We start from the raw sequence: 17,522 nt of genomic DNA, 5'->3' as shown, positions 1-17,522 counted from the left end.
CGTTAAATAAGCTCCCTGTGGATGTCTGCAAATATTTTTTCTGCATGGTCTGGGGACCAGTGTCCATCCGCATAGTCAGCAGCTCTAATGCCGAATTCTTCGCGGTTGTCCTTATTTAAGAAAAACTGAATCCCATCACGGTATCCAGTGGGGGAGTCTTCGACCATTTTGGCAAGGTTATTCTCAAATTCAGGAACAGGCGTTCCCCTACGCGAATTAAATAAAATGGGCAATCCGCACAGGGAAGACTCAAGTACTGTCTTGGGAAATTCGCTGTACTGGGAGTGTCCGGCAAACAGGTCATATTCATGCATGCTCCGGCAGAGTTCGTCATTTGGCATTGCCGGGATGAAGCGGACCTTTTTGTCTAGCTTGAGTTCTTTGACCAAATCCGCAAGTTCCTGCTCTTTGGAGCCGCTGCCCACAACAGTTAGCTCAGCGTCAATGTCCTGAAGAGCACGAATGATGTTTTCTGGATTCTTGGCAGGAATAACCCGGCCTACGTAGAGAATTTTTAAAATCCCTGAAGAGTCGTAGGCATTTTTGCGCACAATCTTGTCAGGGTTGATCACATTGTAGGCAACAAATGGAGCGGCCGCTCCGTTGTTCTTTGCGTATTCCAATATGGAACCGTACACACAACTGACTTTGTCCGCTTTCTTAAGGGTGTATTTTTCTACTCCTTTTGAAAGTGCGTAAAAAATCTTTGTTTTAAAATCTACATCAGGGTTGACTCTGGTCTGATCCGGCTGGGTGTGCAGGGAAACAAATAGAGGAATGCTCAATTCTTCCTTTATCCTTGCGCCAGCAAAACCGTTGATGAAATTGCCATAGCAGCGGACCAGATCCGGTTTGATTTCTTTTGCAAGGGCAACAGCATGGTCAGCCCAGCCGCGTAGTAGGAATGGGCACCAGAAAGTTTTTGCCAGCAATCCCATGCCGGAGGGCAGGTTGTGCAGTGTCAATTCGGCATCGCCAACGGTGCGCTGAAGAGCTGCCTTGTCCGGTCGGTCATCATTTGTCATTAGGATATGGACGTGACTGAAGACTCCGCCGGGATTGTAGTAGCGGTCAATCAGTTCGCCTTTCCCAATGATATGGGAAAGGCGATCAGTTATGATGACAAATAAAGTCTTGCCCATTGCTTCGTCCTGTTTCTATTTACAAAGGGTCAGGCTGTCTTTGCCTGTTTCTTCGTATCTTCGAGTGCAACTTATGCATTCAAGGGCTTGGGGCAGTATTTCGCCGCATTCGCAAACCCATCCGTTTCTTTTTGCAGGATTTCCAACCATGAGGGCATAGTCCGGTACATCCTTTGTAACAACCGCTCCGGCGCCGATTAAAGCATATCTGCCTACGGTGTTGCCGCATACGATGGTGCTATTTGCTCCGAGAGTGGCGCCCTTTTTGATCAAAGTCTCACGTACTTCATTCATACGGTTCACATGTGCTCTGGGATTGAACACATTGGTGAAGACCATAGAAGGTCCGCAGAATACATCATCTTCGAGAGTTACGCCCTTATAGACGGATACGTTGTTCTGGATTTTGCAGCCGTTGCCGATGGTTACATCTGGGCCGGCAACAACGTTCTGGCCAAGGTTGCAGTTCTCACCGATAGTGGTGTTCTTCATCACATGTGAGAAGTGCCAGATCTTGGTCCCAGCACCGATAACCGCGCCGGCATCAACAACAGCAGTCTCATGGACCTGTGCGGAAGCAGCATCAGTTTCGGCATTCAGCAGAACTTCGCAGCCTCTATTGTTCATGGATTCCTGAGCTGCATTGAGGACTTTGAGTACTCTTAAACCTTCCTCAGCATCGGTTCTGGGTAGAACACTGGACTCAATGCAATCAAGGAAGTGTTTGCATTCGAGGAATAATGGTTCATCCTGGAGAACTTCAACCCTTTCAGCGTCAGCTTTATTGAGGACGGGAACATTGTTTTCCCATTCCACTTTATGCGGGTAGAGCAGAAGCTTCTCTTCCCAAGGCTGGGTATCGTCAAACACTGCCATTTTTCCCTCACCGACTACAACCATCTTCTGTTCTTTGAAGGGGTGCAGCCATGAAACGAAAATGTGAGCCTTGGTTCCGCTGGGGAATTCAAGGTGGGTGGTGGTGACGTCAGCAATATGCTGATGCAGGTAGTTTCCACCGGTAGCGATGACCTTTTCCGGTTCTTCTCCGGTAAGGGAGAGTATCATGGAAATGTCATGGGGGGCGAATGACCAGAGAATATTCTCTTCGCGGCGGATTTTACCGAGGTTCAGCCTGTTGGAGTAGATGTAGTTGATGCGTCCCAGTTTTCCGGAACTGACGAGATTACGCAGTTCAACAAAAATGGGGTGGTACTGGAGAAGATGACCTACCATGAGGATGCGCTTCTTCTCTTCTGCTATTTTTATCAACTGCTCAGCTTCTGCCTCATTAAGCACCAATGGTTTTTCAACGTATACGTGCTTGCCTGCTTTCAAGGCTTTGTGTGCAAGCTCAAAGTGTGTTTCTGCTGGGGTTGCTATTATGACTCCGTCAATTCCTTTGTTGGAAAGGACTTCGTTGTAGCTAAAGACAGTTTCCACTTCAGGATACTGTTTTTTGAAGTTCGCAAGAATGTCTTTGTTGGTGTCGCAGATCATTTTCAACGCACCAATTCGGTCATAGTTGCGGACCAGATTTTTCCCCCAATAACCGGAACCTATCACAGCTACTTTGAGCTTGCTCATTGGATTCTCCTTTAGGCGTTTTTGATTGCTTCCGCGATCATCTCCTGCTGTTCTTTTTCAAGATAAGGATGCATGGGAATAGCGAAAATACGGCTTGCTGCATCTTCACTTACCGGGCAGTCACCCATTTTGTATCCGAGTTCCTTGAATGCGGTCTGCAAATGCATGGGAATCGGGTAGTAGATGGGGGAAGGGATGCCTTTTTCGCTTAAAGCAGCCTGAATGCGGTCGCGGTGCTCGCTGTCTTTTGCCAGCGGGCAGTACTGAGCCCATACAGAGCGGTACCCTTCAGGAACGCTGGGGGCAGTCAGCCCTTCAACATTAGCGAGGAGCTCTGCATAAGTGTCTGCAACCTTATCGCGGAGATCTACTTCTTCAGGGAAAATATCGAATTTGGCCTGCAGCACAGCAGCCTGCAGTGTGTCGAGACGACCGGTAATACCAAGGCGGATATTATCGTATTTATCCGGTCCCTGACCGTGGACACGGTGGGAGCGCAGACGCTCGATCAGTTCGTCGTCATCGGTGAAGCACATGCCACCGTCACCGTAGCAGCCGAGGGGCTTTGCAGGGAAGAAGGAAGTGCAGGTTATGTCACCAAGGGAGCAGGCTCGTTTGCCTTTGTATTCTCCGCCGAAGCTCTGTGCTGCATCTTCAATGATGAACAGGTCATGCTTGTCAGCGATGGCCTTGATTGCGTCATAATCGGCAGGAAGACCGAAAATATCAACAGGCATAATGCCTTTGGGGGTTAAACCTTCAACGTTGGGCAGAACCATGCCGTTGTCTGCACCCTTCATTGCTTCGATTGTTTTTTCGAGTTTCTCAGGGTCGATATTGAAAGTGACCGGATCAATGTCAACAAATACCGGGGTTGCACCGGTGAGCGCAATTGTTTCTGCAGTAGCAAAGAAAGTGAACGGAGTAGTGAAAACAGCGTCGCCCGGTTTTACGTCCAGAGACATAAGGGCGAGGGTCAGGGCATCTGTTCCGGATGCGCAACCGAGAGCGTGCTTGGTGCCGCAGTATTCGGCAAGACGTTTCTCTAGAGCAGGAATTTCGGGACCCATGATGTAGGCTCCGTGTTCAAGCACTGCGTCCATGTTGCCGCGAACCTGTTCTTCAATGCGGGAAAATTGTTTTTTAAGGTCAATAAAAGGTATACCCATGAGAGTGATTCTCCATGTTTTATGCGTTTTTGTTTGCCTAGACGACTTTCCAGTTGGGCCGTCTCAAATAAATTTCACTTGTTTGATCGAATTCTTCGGTGTTTAATACCATAAGTCTTATCTTACGCTTGATGGCATCTTCTGCTTTAGTACAGAGATCCCCGATACGTTCGGAATCTGTTTCATCGCCGATAATTAGGACATCGATAATGCCGGAATCTATTCCCTTGGCATAATCATCCAGAATATAAACAGAATCAACATCGCCTATAGTAGAGAGGATGTACTCAAGAATTTGGTCAATTCCTATATATTTGCGGACGATGGAACTGATTTCAGGAAAAAATGGATGTGAAGAATTGGCGTTGTAGAAAATATAGCGTCCTTCTTTCTTCTTGTTCAAGTAACCTGCTTCACTTAGGCCATCCAATTCTTCTTTCATAGCATTAGGTGAAACATCAAATTCTGATGCTAATTCCCTGAGATATGAAGATACTTCAGGGTTTAGAAATAGCTTTAGCAGCAGCTTTATTCTAGTTTTTGAGGTAAATAATTCTTTGAGCATGATTTGAGTTTGTTAAGTTATTCTGAACGAACTGTCAAATTGAATAGAGTGTTCTAGTTTAGCCTTTTGAGAATTTTTTGTTTTTCCAAATATAGTACTAAATTGTGCAGCGTTGTTACTAAAGTTGAAAATCTTTTTTGCCTTTCTGCTGGTGTCATATCTTGTGTTCTAATCTTCTCGCTAAAGACGGTGTCAGCAATATCTATAAATCTTTTTTTTACTTTAATATTTTTGAATAAACTTGCTGTTATTGATGATATTTGGTGTGTCCCTTCAGGAAGAACAAGCAAGTCTAGGCCGTTTTCTTTTTTTATGTAGCATTGATCGGGGTCTGAAATAAAAAAACGTGCAGTTGCTATGTTGTCGACGTTATAGTGTTTGTTTTGCAATTTGGTGCATTCCGCGTAGGCCGTTGCGTTGTCGGGATTTTTTTCCAGTTCGAGCAAAAGTTTTGCATGTCGCGAAAGTGGCGAATCATTGGAGTTGTTTATGAAAAAAGTAAGTTTTTCCATATCTCCTTTCAGTAAAGCAAGAGTATACACTGAATGGGCTAGGGCCTGATTAAGTGTATTCTTTTTGTTGATGTAGTTTTCATTCGCTCCATTTTCTAAAAGAAATTTTACAATATAGGTTCCTTTTGTTGCTCGTGTTGCAGTACTTAAAGGCGGTTCTCCTTTGTTAGCAATGCTGTTAACGTCAGCCCCAAGTAGTATTGCTGCTTTAATCAATTCTATATTACCTGACATGATTGCCTGGAGTAAACACAAGTCGATTGTATCCTGATCAGTATTAAATGAGCGCCCGTTTGAAAGTAGTTCCTTCAATAAAGATGTTTGACCAAGAAGAAAACAATCCGAAACAAGTTTTTTCTTTGAAAGTGGGGTGTCGTACATTGCCAGAATCAGGTCTGGGCGTTTGGAATCACTCATCTGGTTGAAAATGCTTGCATCCAAAGCTGCAAAGTTTTCGATGACGTAACTTGAAAATTCGCTGTTCCGTATTGTTGTAAAATCAATATTAGGTGATTGGGCATTGTTTGCATGCCTTATTCTGTCTTTGGTCCAATAAGGGGGGGTAAATATCTTTTTGAGTCCTTTGGCATTGAGGTGAGAAGGGTCCGTAAATAAGTTTTTGTTACCAGTTATGTCTGTATTCAAGTAAAAATCATAAAAATCAATTTGAGTAGTAGGGATTTTCCTCATGATTTTTTTTAGGAAGAAACTCTGGTTTTCAGCAAATGGTTTTATCCAAGGAATAGTAAAGTAAATAGTCGGAATTGAATTTTTTTTACAAAAAGAATTAATCTCTGTCAGTTTATCAAGGTAATAAGATGTTACATAGTGGCTTGAAAAGAAGGGCTTTTTGTCTTTGTAAGGAGCCTCTTCCTTATTTAAGACCCCAAATTCATCGATATAATTAGGTTTATCAGATTCCGGCCCAAGGTTTTCAGTAATGCATTGCCAAGCATCCTCAATTTTTTGGGGACCTATATTGCGGAAACTTTCCATGAAAAGAGCTAGTTTACTGGCAAGCTCCGGGGCTGAGTTCTGGTAGTGAAAGCTATTAATATCAATTAGATAATATATCTGCTTGATGTTTTTGATTTGCTTTTCATCCAGTGTTTCCAGCAGGGCCAGAATATCTCCCGGATTATTGTAGATGGAAGTGCTGAAATTTAGAACCGGTTCCCCAAGGATATCTTCGGAGATCAGCATCGTCCTGCTGCTGCCAAAGATAAGGGTATATTCGTCGTCATAGAGTTTAGAAGCTACTTGCAGTGCGCTGGTTTTCTGGGCCTTGAATTTAAGTTTATTGAAGGGAGCCTCGACGATTCTGTATTCACCGTACGGGTCGACTACAATATTGACTGCAAGAATCAGCGATAAAACTATGAAGGCCACTGTCCCGATTGTGGCTATGGTCCATTTTTTATTCATGGCTAGAAGTCAAAATAGAGAAAAGTTTGGTGTGTGTAGAGCATTACAAATGACGCCATGAACATAGCTGCAGTCATGATAGATTCTTTGAAAGAAAATTTCATGTTTTTGGCTGTCTCGACTGAATTTTTAAATCTGGCTGTAAATCCTATAAGGGCAATGCAAATACCAAGCAGTATGAACTCTTCTTTGAATGTAAGAGAAGTAGAGAAACCGATGTTAGTCATGCCCAGCATTCCCTTGTAAATTTTGATAGCATCAAAGGTTGTCTCGGCTCGAAATAGAACCCAGCATGCATTGACGTAGAGAAAGGTCAGCAACCAGCCAGCATATGCGGGGAGCTTGTTTCCGGTATTCTGCCAGATTCGGTGGACGACCATTGCTGTCCCATGCAACCCGCCCCAGAGGACAAAATTCCATCCGGCACCGTGCCAGAAACCGATGAGCAGAAATGAGGACATCAGGTTGGCAAGGGTGCGGTAGGCTCCTTTGCGGCTGCCCCCCAGCGGAAAATAAACATAATCGCGGACAAATCGGCCAAGGGTGATGTGCCAGCGTCGCCAGAAGTCCTGAATGTTCAGAGATTGGTATGGTGAATTGAAATTGTTGGGCAGCTTGATGTTGAAGAGTAGCCCCAGCCCCAGAGCCATATCCGTATATCCGCTGAAATCAAAATATAGTTGGCAGGTGTAGGCGAGGCTTACGGCCCACGAATCCCAGAAAGGAAGAGCAATGGCTTTATCAAAGCCGTTCTCAACATACGGGGCTAGAGAGTCCGCAATGACAATTTTTTTGAATAACCCCATGCTGAACAGGAAGAAGCCCTGACCAATATTTGTGTAGTTTACTAGTCCTGCTTTTTCGGCATTGAATTGCGGTGTGATCTCGTGCTGGTAACTGATAGGTCCGGCTACAAGTTGTGGAAAGAAGGAAACAAAAAGGCTGTAGTCCAGAAGGTTGCAGCGTGCTGCTTTACCCCGGTAAGTGTCCACCAGAAATGAAATTTGTTGAAATGTGTAGAAGCTGACACCTAGTGGGATGACGATTTTCTCGGTGATGGTCGGGACTCCCGTCAGTCCGGCAATATTATCGAAGAAGAAGTTTTTGTATTTGAAATAGCCAAGCACAGACAGGTTACCGGCCACAGCGAAGGTCAGCAGTAATTTATGCCTTTTGCGGTAAAGGGCTTCGGCTATCAGGAAGTTGAAAAGAATTGTTCCACCTAAAAGGTACAGGTATTCGATCTTCCACCAAGCATAGAAAGTGAAGGATGCGAGAACAAGGAACAGCTTTCCTGCCTCATGCTGCCTGAATTTCCGGAGCAGGAAATAAACAGTGAAAACCAGCGGCAGGAAAAAAAGAATGAATATGTGTGAGTTGAAAAGCACCGGGGGTTAACCCTCCTCATCAAACTCAGGAACCACGTCATGCAGCATGACTCTGACTCCGCCCGCATGGAATTTGTCAGCCGCATCTTTCATTTCTGCGAGCTGATTTTTGAATTGGGCACAGTAGGCTTCAAGGTCGTTTTCAACACCTTTGAGGACCATGATCTTATCATGTTCAGTGCGGACGATTCCCTCACCTTCGGTAATTAGTTCTTCGTAGAGTTTTTCGCCTTCACGCAGACCGGTAAAGATGATCTCGATATCTTTGTCCGGCTCTTTGCCGGAAAGACGGATCAGGTCGCGGGCCATGTCTGCAATTTTGATGGGCTCGCCCATTTCGAGAATGAAAATTTCACCGCCGTCAGCCATTACACCAGCCTGAAGGATAAGCTGGGCTGCTTCGGAGATGGACATGAAATAGCGGGTTACGTCTTTATGGGTAACAGTGACCGGACCGCCTTTTTCAATCTGGCGGCGGAACAGGGGAACAACTGAGCCCGAAGAACCGACCACGTTGCCGAAGCGGACAGCCATGAAGGTTGTTTCGGAGTTGTGAAACAAACGCATGAGCAGTTCTGTCACCCGTTTGGAAGCACCCATGATGTTTGTAGGGCGCACGGCCTTGTCGGTAGAGACTATGACAAAACGGGCCACTCCGTGCTTGTCCGCGGCGGTCATGACGTTCTTTGTGCCACAGATATTGTTGTGTACGGCCTGCCAAGGGTTGCGTTCCATCATGGGCACATGCTTGTAGGCCGCTGCGTGAAATACGGTGTGCGGTTTGAACTTCGCGAATGTTTCATCCATGAGCAGTACATCCTGTACTGAACCCAGCACGGTGACATAATCATGAAATTTCAGTTCATGGTGTAATTCCATCTGGATGCCGTAGAGATTGGCCTCGCTGGCATCTACAAGGATTAGTTTTGCAGGATTGAAGCGAACCACCTGACGAACAAGCTCTGAACCGATGGACCCGCCACATCCGGTTACCAGTACGGTTTTACCGGAGAGATAGTCGCTGATGGCAGTAGTATCCAGCTGGACCGGAGCCCGGCCCAGTAAATCCTGATAGCTGACGTCGCGTAATGCCTTGATGCCGACCTTGCCGTTGATGATTTCATCCATGCCGGGCAGGATTTTGTAAGGCAATCCGGTTTCCTTGCAGGCATCGATGATCTCACGCATTTCCGCACCGGAAGCTTCTGCCACGGCAATCAGGATTTCGTTAACGCACTTGTTTTGCACCAGCTCTTGTAAATCAGATAGGGGGCCAAGAACGGGAACACCGTGGATAGTTCTTCCGCGTTTGCTTTTGTCATTATCCAGAAAGCCAACGGGCAGATATTTGAGCTGTCCGCTGCTTCTAATTTCACGGACAACTTTTTCCCCAGCCCGTCCAGCCCCGATGATCAAGGCGTTATTACCCTCAGCAGGACAGGATTCCGGAGAAAATTTAATAGAATTGCCGTCTTTGAAAGCGTAAAAAGAGCGGATCATGACTCGCATGCCACCGCACATGAAAACGGTCAGCATCCAGTCAATAATGAATACCCCACGGGAAAAGCCGCTGAATCCAAATTTGTAGAGAACGACAGTAACCAGAATCAAGGATTGCAGGAAGGTTGCTTCAAGGATGTGCCAGAGATCACGCAGGCTGGTATAGCGCCACATACCGCGATAAAGGCCGAGCCCAAGGAAAACTGAAAATTTGATGACCACAGTGTACTTGAGCAGTTCAAGGCATTGTGTGGATGCATATTCCGGCAGACTAAAGTCAAAGCGAAACAGGTAAGCCCCGTAGAAGGCTACGCAAAATATAATCAGGTCCAGCAGGACCATGAGGTAAAAATTTGCATTACGCAGGTTGTGGAGCATATTTTATTTTCCGCACCTTTTAATCAGGTCTACAATTCTTTTCATCTCTTCTGCTGCCATGGCTGTACCGGATGGCAGGCATAGTCCGCGTGCAAAAAGATCCTCGCTGACTTTGCCCCCGAAAACAGTGTTGTTGCTGAAAACGGGCTGGTTGTGCATAGGCTTCCATACCGGGCGCGATTCGATGTTTTCTTTTTCAAGTGCTATTCGAATTTCATCCGGGCTAGCGCCGAATTCTTCTTTGTCCACCAGCATTACAGAGAGCCAGCGGTTGCACTTGCCGTAATCGGCTTCAGGCATGAAAGATATGCCGGGGCAAGAACCCAGTTCCTGCTCATAATAATCAAAAATTTCCCTTTTACGCTTAACCCGGTCAGGGATTACTTCCACCTGCCCACGGCCGACAGCGGCTACGAGGTTGGACATGCGGTAGTTGTAGCCGATTTCATTGTGCTCGTAGTATGGCTCCGGCTCCTTGGCCTGTTGGGAAAGCCAGCGCGCACGGGAGATCATTTCTTCATCATCTGAAGCGAGAAGTCCGCCTCCGGAAGTGGTGATGATCTTGTTGCCGTTAAAGGAATATGACGCCATGAGCGCGCCTTTGCCCGCATGTCTGCCTTTATAGGTGGCACCTACAGATTCTGCGGCGTCCACAATCAGGGGAATACCGTGCGGTTCAAGGATTTCAAGGATTCGGTCATAGTCTGCGCACTGACCGTAAAGATCTGTAGGAATAACCGCCTTGGGTTTGCGTCCTATGGAAATATAATGGGCAACAGCCTCAGCGAGCAGTTCCGGGTCCATGTTCCATGATTTGTAGTTGCTGTCGATAAAAACAGGCTCTGCTCCGAGGAAAGTTATTGGGCTGACGCTGCCGATGAAGGTTAGCGAAGAAGCGATAACCACATCGCCCGGTTGGACACCGACAATGCGTAGGGCAAGGTGGAGGGCGGCGGTTCCGCTGGAAAGGGCTGCGCAGTGAGCAAAGCCGGTAAGTCCTGAGAAATCCTGCTCAAATCCATTGACCATGGGGCCCAGCGGGGCAATGAAATTACTTTCAAAAGCTTGGCGAACATATTCCTGTTCATTGCCACCCATGTGCGGTGGGGAAAGATATATGCGTTTATTTTGGTTTGCGGACACTTGCGGGATTTCCTTTAGGGCTGAAAATTTTTCTCTAACAACGGGTCTGATATTATATTTTCAGCCTTTAGTACAGTTTTGGCGTAATTGTCTGAAAGTGGCTGTAATGATTATTTTAATATGCGTGGTTGCTTGCTATGTTTTTACGCGTGCTGGCACACCGACTGCTGTGGCCTTTTCCGGGATGTCTTTGATAGCTGTCGAACCGCCTCCCAGAAGAGCCTTTTTCCCAATAGTAGTCCTGGGCAAAACTGTGGCTCCTATGCCGACGGTAGCCTCTTCGCCGATAACAACCTCTCCGCCGAGAGTTGAGCCCGGCGCCACATGCGCATGCGGTCCGATTTCGTTATGATGCTCAACGGTAGAGTTGGTGTTGATGATCGTATTGCTTTTTATTTCAGCACCGGTGTTGATGACCGCCCCGGCCAGAATCATGCAACCGTCACCGATTTTTACATTGGGGGCAATTATGGCTGAAGGGTGGATTACTGTGAAAAGGTGTTCCCCGGCTTCACTCAGTTTTTTGAAAATTCGTTTACGCAAGCCATTATTGCCAAGAGCGATGACAATGCCATCATGATTAATTTTGCTTATGGCATCATTCCCGCCCGGAACGGGAATGCCCATCACATTTTTGCCATGTAGTTCCTGATTTTCATCTACAAAGGCAGCAGGAGCAGTTCCTTCCATCTGCATCAGTGCATCAGCAACGACTTGGCCGTGTCCTCCGGCTCCCATGATGATGATTTTTTTCATCTTACTTTCCATCCTGAGTACCCATGAATTCTTGCGCTGTGGCCTGTCCGGGCTGGGAGATGCCTTCACGTTTGAATACTCGGGCAACAGTCAGGTAGAGGATTTTTATATCTAGCAACAGGTTGTGGTTGTCCACGTACCAGACATCAAGCTTGAATTTGTCTTCCCATGAAATAGCATTGCGTCCGTTGACCTGTGCCCACCCGGTAATTCCGGGTAGCACGTCATGGCGGCGGGCCTGCTCCGGGCTGTAGCGTTCAAGATATTGCATGAGCAGGGGGCGTGGACCAACCAGCGACATATCCCCAAAGATTACATTAACCAGTTCCGGCAGTTCATCCAAGGAAGTAGAACGAAGGATTCTACCGAACCTGCTTAACCGCTCTGAATCCGGAAGCTGGTTGCCGTGCTCATCCTTGGCATCGGACATAGTCTTGAATTTGATGATATTAAAAGGCTTGCCATGCAGTCCCGGCCTGCGTTGGATGAAGAATATATCGCCGCCAATTTTTTTGTGGATGGCAATGGCTACTCCGACCAGCACAGGAAAGAAAATCAACAGCGCTGAAATTGATACAACAAGGTCAAAGCATCTTTTTACATTCATAATTAAAGTCCCATGGCTTTCATAATGGTCGCATTGACCTTGTTAACATCAAATTTTTGGGCAACATATTTCAGAGAAGCAGCGCCCATGTTTTGCAAAAGTTCAGGCTGAAGGATAAATTTTTCCATTGCATGCTCCAAGGCAGAAATGTCTTTTACCGGGACCATGAAGCCGTTCTGTCCTTCAATGACAGTTTCCCGGCATCCTGTGGCGTCTGTGGTCACGATGGGACGGCCTGTAGCCATGGCTTCCAGTACTGAGCGCGGAGTCCCTTCGCGATATGAGGGCAGCACGTAGACGGAGCAGTTTTTCAATTCTTCACGAACATCGGCAACCGGGCCAGTACATTCAACGCCGCCATTCTGCCATGTTGCAATAATATCGTCATCTATTGAATCCGGCCCTTTATCATGGGGGCCAACCAGTCTGAACTCTGCTTGCGGATATTTCTGTTTTAGACGCAGAGATGCTTCTCCGAACTCACGCACTCCCTTCTCTTTGAGCAAACGGGAGATGCATAGGAAGACAGGATTGCCTGCAGGCACTGGTGAACTGGCATAGTGCTCAAGGTCAACACCGGACCCGTTGGTGATTACGGTCGCTTTGCTTTGCGGTATGATGCCAAGTTCTTTGAATAAATCCCGGTCGTCCGGGTTCTGGAACATTATGGTTTTATTGCAGGTCAGACCAGCCCGGTACATGTTCTTGACCAGTTTGAAGAGTAGGCCCCGCTTGCCGGAAGTCTGTCCGAAGGCATACCCCAATCCGGTGATCATGGAAAAAATATTTTTCACCCCGGACAGCTTTGCAGCTATGGAGCCGTAGATAACAGGCTTGATGGTGTAGGAAAGTACCGCATCAGGCTGAATCTTTTTGATGATTTTTAACAGCGCGAAAAGGGCAGCCAAGTCCTTAATGGGATTCATGCCTTTGCGTTGGATGGGGGCTTCTATGTATTTGATGCCCATGGCAGCTAGCTTTTCCGGAACGTCAGGGGAATCCAGCGGCGCAATGCCATAGACTTCATGTCCGGCATCCTTCATGGCTTTAAGCATGGGGCCGCGGAAGTTGATGAGTGACGGACCGTAGCCGCCGATAACTGCTACTTTTTTTGGCAAGGGTTGAGGATTGGTATTAATGGCCCCTCCAGTTGAGGAGGGGCCTGAATTTAATTCTTTGGTTATTTTGGAACGTATGCAAACAGTTTATACTGGCTGTATGAGATAATGTAATTACTATTTTTCTTTAAAATGATGTTGGTTAACACTTCTTTATCGTCGGGGAGGTGGTATGTGCATATAGCCAACTTGGGGGCCATATCCTTTAAAACTGAGGATGCCCCTTCGAGCATGTACCTTTCTGCTCCTTCAATATCGGCTTTGATAAAATCAATTTTTTCAATTTTGTTTTCTTGCACCCATTGATCAAGCGATGTTGCTTCCACTTCAATGTAGTTGTTAGAGTTTCTTGTCATAACACAAGAAGTACTACCCAATGATTGAGATGGACTGTATTCGAATTTCAAGGTTTCTTTCTGAGTGCTCAGTGCCATTGTCACCGGGTGGATATTTTCATTAAATTTAGACGTCTGCTCTAAATATTTATATGCTTCAGGAATGGGTTCGAAAGCATATACGGTTGCACCCTGACTGGCTGCTTCTGCTGCAAAAATACCAAAGTTTGCGCCGGCATCGATGAGAACTTCGTCTTGGCCGAATGTTACTTCGCCCATTTCGTATCCTTCTTCTGTTCTTAAGAATGAAACGATTCCTTTTTGGTACTTGGACCATACCGGGTCTCTGTGGGAGAGATATTTAAAAAAGTGAGCAGCTAAGCTGCTTTTATCAATATCATTTTGCATCAATGGCAAAGATGCGATGTTAAATACAAGGCGGCCTTTCTTCTTAGTATGTTTTTCGATCACATAGTATAAATCTGTTAAGTCGTTTGAGAATAAAAATTTAGCAGTGAAAAGCAGCAGGTCGCATGAAATTTTATCTTTTAGTTTTATTGTCTCACATGCTTGAGATGCCAATATGGTAGATCTTTTTAAAAAACGGTAAGTGCGGATAGCGAAGTTGTCTTTAGGTATATTGGGGTATTTTTCCAGTATCTTATTATAAAAATTTCGTGCGTAAAGATAGATTTTGCTCATTTTGATTCCTTTTTTATTAAGTCAAATGATCTTGTTAAGATTAAAATTATTTGAAAGTCAACTAATGCAAATTTGTTCTAGGAGCGAATCTCCCAGTGTTCGCACCAGCTCTGAAACATCAGGATACTCCAGATTTTGTATTGGTGGTCCTTGATCCCGGTTAGGTGTTCATTCCAGGCTAGACGCACTTCTCCTACATTAAAATAACCTTCGTGGTCCAGTCGTTCCGGTGAAAGTAATTCTTCGGCCCATTCTCGTAGTGGACCGCGCAGCCAGCTGTCGATGGGCACGCCGAATCCCATTTTCGGGCGTTCAATCATTTCCTGCGGTACGTATTTGTACAGAATCTCGCGTAAAATATGTTTACCCTGTCCGTTGTTGATGCGCAGATGCATGGGCAGCCGCTGGGAAAATTCTACGATTTCGTGGTCCAGAAATGGCGCTCGCGTCTCAAGGCTGATGCCCATGGCTGCCCGGTCCACCTTAGTCAGGATGTCGTCGACCATGTAGTTGGCCGCATCCATGTATTGCATCCACGCGGTCAGGTTGTCCTGCGCTGGTTGACAGTTGGCGTGCTGAAACGGTCCCTCGAATTCGTCGGCATTGTGTACAACTGCTTCGGGATTAAGCCAGATGGAGGTCAGGTCACGGTAGTAGTCAGATGCGGATGCAGCGCCCATCACATCAGCCAGCTTGTGCAGTTTTTGTCCGGGAAGACGCATCTGTAGGCTGGTCGGAAGGAACGGGCCATACATCTTGAATACTTTGTTCCAGCTCTGCGGAGAAATGTTGGAGATCATCCTTGCCCCTATCTTACGTAGGGGGGCGGGAATGTTTTTAAGCTTATGCCATAAGGAACAGCCTTTGAAGTGGCGGTTGTAACCTGCGAAAAGTTCATCTCCACCGTCACCGGAAAGGGCCACGGTCACATGCTCACGGGTCATGCGTGAGACAAGGTGGGTTGGGATCTGCGAGGAGTCGGAAAAAGGTTGGTCCCAGATTTGCGGAATCTGCGGGATAATATCCAGTGCGTCCTGTGGCGAAACGTATAGCTCGGTATGTTCTGTCCCAATGTGTTTGGCTACGGCCTTGGCATCGTTCGCTTCGTTGTATGCTTCATCATCAAAACCGATAGTGAAGGTCTTGACCGGAGCCAGTGCACACTGCTGCATCAGGGATACGATGAGCGAGGAATCCACACCGCCGGAAAGGAAAGCACCAAGTGGCACATCGGAGATCATTTCCCTTTCAATTACTTTGAGCAGCAGCTCTTCCAGAGTTTCGACTATCGCTTCATCCGGAGCGGTGAAAATTTTGTTCTCAGCTTCGCGGGCGCAGTCCAGCAGTGACCAGTATGGCCGGGGTTCCATGAGTTCCCCATCTGGACGCAGGCAGGTCCATGTGCCGGGCATCAGGGAAAAAGTGTCTTTGAAAATTGTGCGCGGTCCGGGAACGTAGCAATAGCGCAGGTAAGCGGCCAGCGAGTCGCGGTCTACTGTGCGCTTAAAATATTTTTTGTAGCCCATGAGCGCTTTCAGCTCTGAGCCGAAGAGGAAATTGTCACCCTGTCGGGAGTAGTAAAGCGGTTTTTCGCCCATGCGGTCACGGGCTAGTAGTAGGCAATGTTCTTTGCGGTCCCATATGGCGATGGCGAACATGCCGTTGAAACGTTTCAGGGCATTTTCAAAGCCCCATTGCTCAACAGCCTCGAGCATAACCTCGGTATCGGAATGGCCGCGCCAGCCCGGAAATTCTTCAGCCTGTTCAAGTTCAGCGCGCAGGTTGCGGTAATTGTAGATTTCACCGTTGAAAACGGTGACGTAGCGCCCTGACTTTGAGTGCATGGGCTGCACGCCTTCTTCCGTCAGGTCGATGATGGCAAGGCGGCGGTGGTCGAGTCCCACGCCCCAATCAGGGTCGGACCATTGGCCGGAACCGTCCGGGCCGCGCATGTTCTGGGCGTCGCCCATCTTTCGGGCTATGCGTTCCAGACGTTTCGCATCAGATGAACGGCTAAGATCAATAAAACCAGCGATTCCACACATTGTTGCCTCCGGTGGCTTAAACCCTTTTGCAAAAGGGTTTGTTCCACTGTCGTTATCCCTAAGATTCGAAGCGAAGCTTCTCACCTAAGGGTTAATGCAAGAATCCCAAAAACCTTTTGTTAGGCTTCGCCGCGTGAATATAAAAAAATGTTAACTGCGTGTGTTATCCGCAAACTTAAGTCTGCCTTTGCCCAGTAGGTCATGCAGATGGATCATACCTGTGATGGTGCCTTGCTCGTCGACAACGGGAAGCACTGTAATTTCTTTGGATTCCATGATGTCGAGTGCCTGCGCTGCGGACATGTCCGGGGTGATGCGCAGGGGATTTTCGATCATGACTTCGCGGGCGGAAATTTGGGTGTCGAAATTACCGGAACAGACCAGTCGGCGCACATCGCCGTCGGTTATTACGCCTGCAAGCTTCTTGCCTTCAGTCAAGGCGACCAGACCGAGCCCGCCTTTGTCGAGTACGGACAGTGCGTCGGCAAAGGGGCCGTCCTGCGGGGCTGCAGGGATGTTGTCTGTGTGCATGAGTTCACTGATGCACAGGGTCAGCCTGCGGCCCAGTGACCCGCCGGGATGAAATTTCTTGAAATCTTGACTGTCAAAGGCCTTGTGGTCCATGAGGCAGACCGCCAGCGCATCGCCCATAGCAAGGGCAGCGGTGGTGGATGAAGTGGGCGCCAATCCGTGGGAACATGCTTCGCAGGGCACCTTAGTCCTGATGACAATGTCCGAAAGGCGGCCCATGGTGGATTCAATTTCCGAGGTGATGGAAATGATTTTGGTTTCGAAGGAGCGGATGGCCGGGAGCAGTGCGTTGAGTTCGTCGGTTTCACCGCTGTTGGAGATGGAGATGACTACATCTTCGGGCCGGACCATACCAAGGTCCCCGTGGGCGCCTTCAACAGGGTGCAGGAAAAAGGATGGTGTCCCGGTGGAGGACATGGTGGCGGCAATTTTGCGGCCTACCAGTCCGGATTTACCCAGTCCGGTGATGATTACTCTTCCTTTGCACCCAGCCAGCATTTCTACTGCCTTGGCAAAGTTCATATCGAGTGATTCGCGGATGGAGGCGAGGCCGTTTTCTTCTATCTGAAGAACTTCCTTGCCCCGTTTAATGAAGTCGGAAAGTTGTTTATCGGTCATTTGT

General features: G+C 47.3%; 14 protein-coding genes. All 14 read right to left on the bottom strand.

Going from position 1 to position 17,522, the window contains the following annotated elements:
• Positions 1 to 2 precede the first annotated feature (2 nt).
• Positions 3 to 1,142, bottom strand: a complete 1,140-nt coding sequence (locus tag ACO05Z_RS19060) for a glycosyltransferase (protein WP_421903773.1) — start codon at positions 1,140 to 1,142, stop codon at positions 3 to 5.
• Between the two features lie 15 nt (positions 1,143 to 1,157).
• Positions 1,158 to 2,726, bottom strand: a complete 1,569-nt coding sequence (locus ACO05Z_RS19055) for a Gfo/Idh/MocA family oxidoreductase (protein WP_421903772.1) — start codon at positions 2,724 to 2,726, stop codon at positions 1,158 to 1,160.
• Between the two features lie 11 nt (positions 2,727 to 2,737).
• Complete coding sequence (locus tag ACO05Z_RS19050; RefSeq protein ID WP_421903771.1) at positions 2,738 to 3,895, bottom strand: DegT/DnrJ/EryC1/StrS family aminotransferase; 1,158 nt, start codon at positions 3,893 to 3,895, stop codon at positions 2,738 to 2,740.
• A 37-nt stretch (positions 3,896 to 3,932) separates the two neighbouring features.
• The gene (locus tag ACO05Z_RS19045) at positions 3,933 to 4,298 is read right to left on the bottom strand and encodes a hypothetical protein (RefSeq protein ID WP_421903770.1); all 366 of its coding nucleotides are present in this window, start codon (positions 4,296 to 4,298) and stop codon (positions 3,933 to 3,935) included.
• A gap of 215 nt (positions 4,299 to 4,513) precedes the next feature.
• Complete coding sequence (locus tag ACO05Z_RS19040) at positions 4,514 to 6,397, bottom strand: ankyrin repeat domain-containing protein (RefSeq protein WP_421903769.1); 1,884 nt, start codon at positions 6,395 to 6,397, stop codon at positions 4,514 to 4,516.
• A 2-nt stretch (positions 6,398 to 6,399) separates the two neighbouring features.
• On the bottom strand, positions 6,400 to 7,785 hold the full coding sequence (locus tag ACO05Z_RS19035) for an MBOAT family O-acyltransferase (protein ID WP_421903768.1): 1,386 nt from the start codon (positions 7,783 to 7,785) through the stop codon (positions 6,400 to 6,402).
• A 6-nt stretch (positions 7,786 to 7,791) separates the two neighbouring features.
• Positions 7,792 to 9,663 (bottom strand): polysaccharide biosynthesis protein, encoded by a 1,872-nt coding sequence (locus ACO05Z_RS19030; protein ID WP_421903767.1) that lies wholly within the window; start codon positions 9,661 to 9,663, stop codon positions 7,792 to 7,794.
• A gap of 3 nt (positions 9,664 to 9,666) precedes the next feature.
• Positions 9,667 to 10,806: a DegT/DnrJ/EryC1/StrS family aminotransferase gene (locus tag ACO05Z_RS19025; protein WP_421903766.1), complete on the bottom strand. Its 1,140-nt coding sequence runs from the start codon at positions 10,804 to 10,806 to the stop codon at positions 9,667 to 9,669.
• Positions 10,807 to 10,941: 135 nt separating this feature from the next.
• Positions 10,942 to 11,562 (bottom strand): acetyltransferase, encoded by a 621-nt coding sequence (locus ACO05Z_RS19020; protein WP_421903765.1) that lies wholly within the window; start codon positions 11,560 to 11,562, stop codon positions 10,942 to 10,944.
• Between the two features lies 1 nt (position 11,563).
• The gene (locus ACO05Z_RS19015; protein ID WP_421903764.1) at positions 11,564 to 12,169 is read right to left on the bottom strand and encodes a sugar transferase; all 606 of its coding nucleotides are present in this window, start codon (positions 12,167 to 12,169) and stop codon (positions 11,564 to 11,566) included.
• Between the two features lie 2 nt (positions 12,170 to 12,171).
• The gene (locus ACO05Z_RS19010) at positions 12,172 to 13,287 is read right to left on the bottom strand and encodes a glycosyltransferase family 4 protein (protein WP_421903763.1); all 1,116 of its coding nucleotides are present in this window, start codon (positions 13,285 to 13,287) and stop codon (positions 12,172 to 12,174) included.
• Positions 13,288 to 13,349: 62 nt separating this feature from the next.
• Positions 13,350 to 14,324, bottom strand: a complete 975-nt coding sequence (locus ACO05Z_RS19005; RefSeq protein WP_421903762.1) for an FkbM family methyltransferase — start codon at positions 14,322 to 14,324, stop codon at positions 13,350 to 13,352.
• A 77-nt stretch (positions 14,325 to 14,401) separates the two neighbouring features.
• On the bottom strand, positions 14,402 to 16,369 hold the full coding sequence (gene asnB / locus ACO05Z_RS19000; protein WP_421903761.1) for an asparagine synthase (glutamine-hydrolyzing): 1,968 nt from the start codon (positions 16,367 to 16,369) through the stop codon (positions 14,402 to 14,404).
• Positions 16,370 to 16,519: 150 nt separating this feature from the next.
• Positions 16,520 to 17,518 carry a KpsF/GutQ family sugar-phosphate isomerase gene (locus ACO05Z_RS18995; RefSeq protein WP_421903760.1) on the bottom strand — a complete coding sequence of 333 codons (999 nt, stop codon included), beginning with the start codon at positions 17,516 to 17,518 and terminating at the stop codon, positions 16,520 to 16,522.
• Positions 17,519 to 17,522 lie beyond the last annotated feature (4 nt).

The sequence above is a fragment of the Maridesulfovibrio sp. genome (assembly GCF_965230075.1).
In the GTDB taxonomy this organism is placed as follows: Bacteria; Desulfobacterota; Desulfovibrionia; order Desulfovibrionales; family Desulfovibrionaceae; genus Maridesulfovibrio.
Note: the sequence above shows the minus strand (reverse complement) of the source record. Positions and strands in the feature narration are given on the sequence as shown.

Bases quoted from the DNA above. Each gene is read 5' to 3' on its own strand.
- ACO05Z_RS19060 (WP_421903773.1), bottom strand. From the start codon at position 1,142: ATGGGCAAGACTTTATTTGTCATCATAACTGATCGCCTTTCCCATATC.
- ACO05Z_RS19055 (WP_421903772.1), bottom strand. From the start codon at position 2,726: ATGAGCAAGCTCAAAGTAGCTGTGATAGGTTCCGGTTATTGGGGGAAA.
- ACO05Z_RS19050 (WP_421903771.1), bottom strand. From the start codon at position 3,895: ATGGGTATACCTTTTATTGACCTTAAAAAACAATTTTCCCGCATTGAA.
- ACO05Z_RS19040 (WP_421903769.1), bottom strand. From the start codon at position 6,397: ATGAATAAAAAATGGACCATAGCCACAATCGGGACAGTGGCCTTCATA.
- ACO05Z_RS19030 (WP_421903767.1), bottom strand. From the start codon at position 9,663: ATGCTCCACAACCTGCGTAATGCAAATTTTTACCTCATGGTCCTGCTG.
- ACO05Z_RS19020 (WP_421903765.1), bottom strand. From the start codon at position 11,562: ATGAAAAAAATCATCATCATGGGAGCCGGAGGACACGGCCAAGTCGTT.
- ACO05Z_RS19015 (WP_421903764.1), bottom strand. From the start codon at position 12,169: ATGAATGTAAAAAGATGCTTTGACCTTGTTGTATCAATTTCAGCGCTG.
- ACO05Z_RS19005 (WP_421903762.1), bottom strand. From the start codon at position 14,324: ATGAGCAAAATCTATCTTTACGCACGAAATTTTTATAATAAGATACTG.
- asnB (WP_421903761.1), bottom strand. From the start codon at position 16,369: ATGTGTGGAATCGCTGGTTTTATTGATCTTAGCCGTTCATCTGATGCG.
- ACO05Z_RS18995 (WP_421903760.1), bottom strand. From the start codon at position 17,518: ATGACCGATAAACAACTTTCCGACTTCATTAAACGGGGCAAGGAAGTT.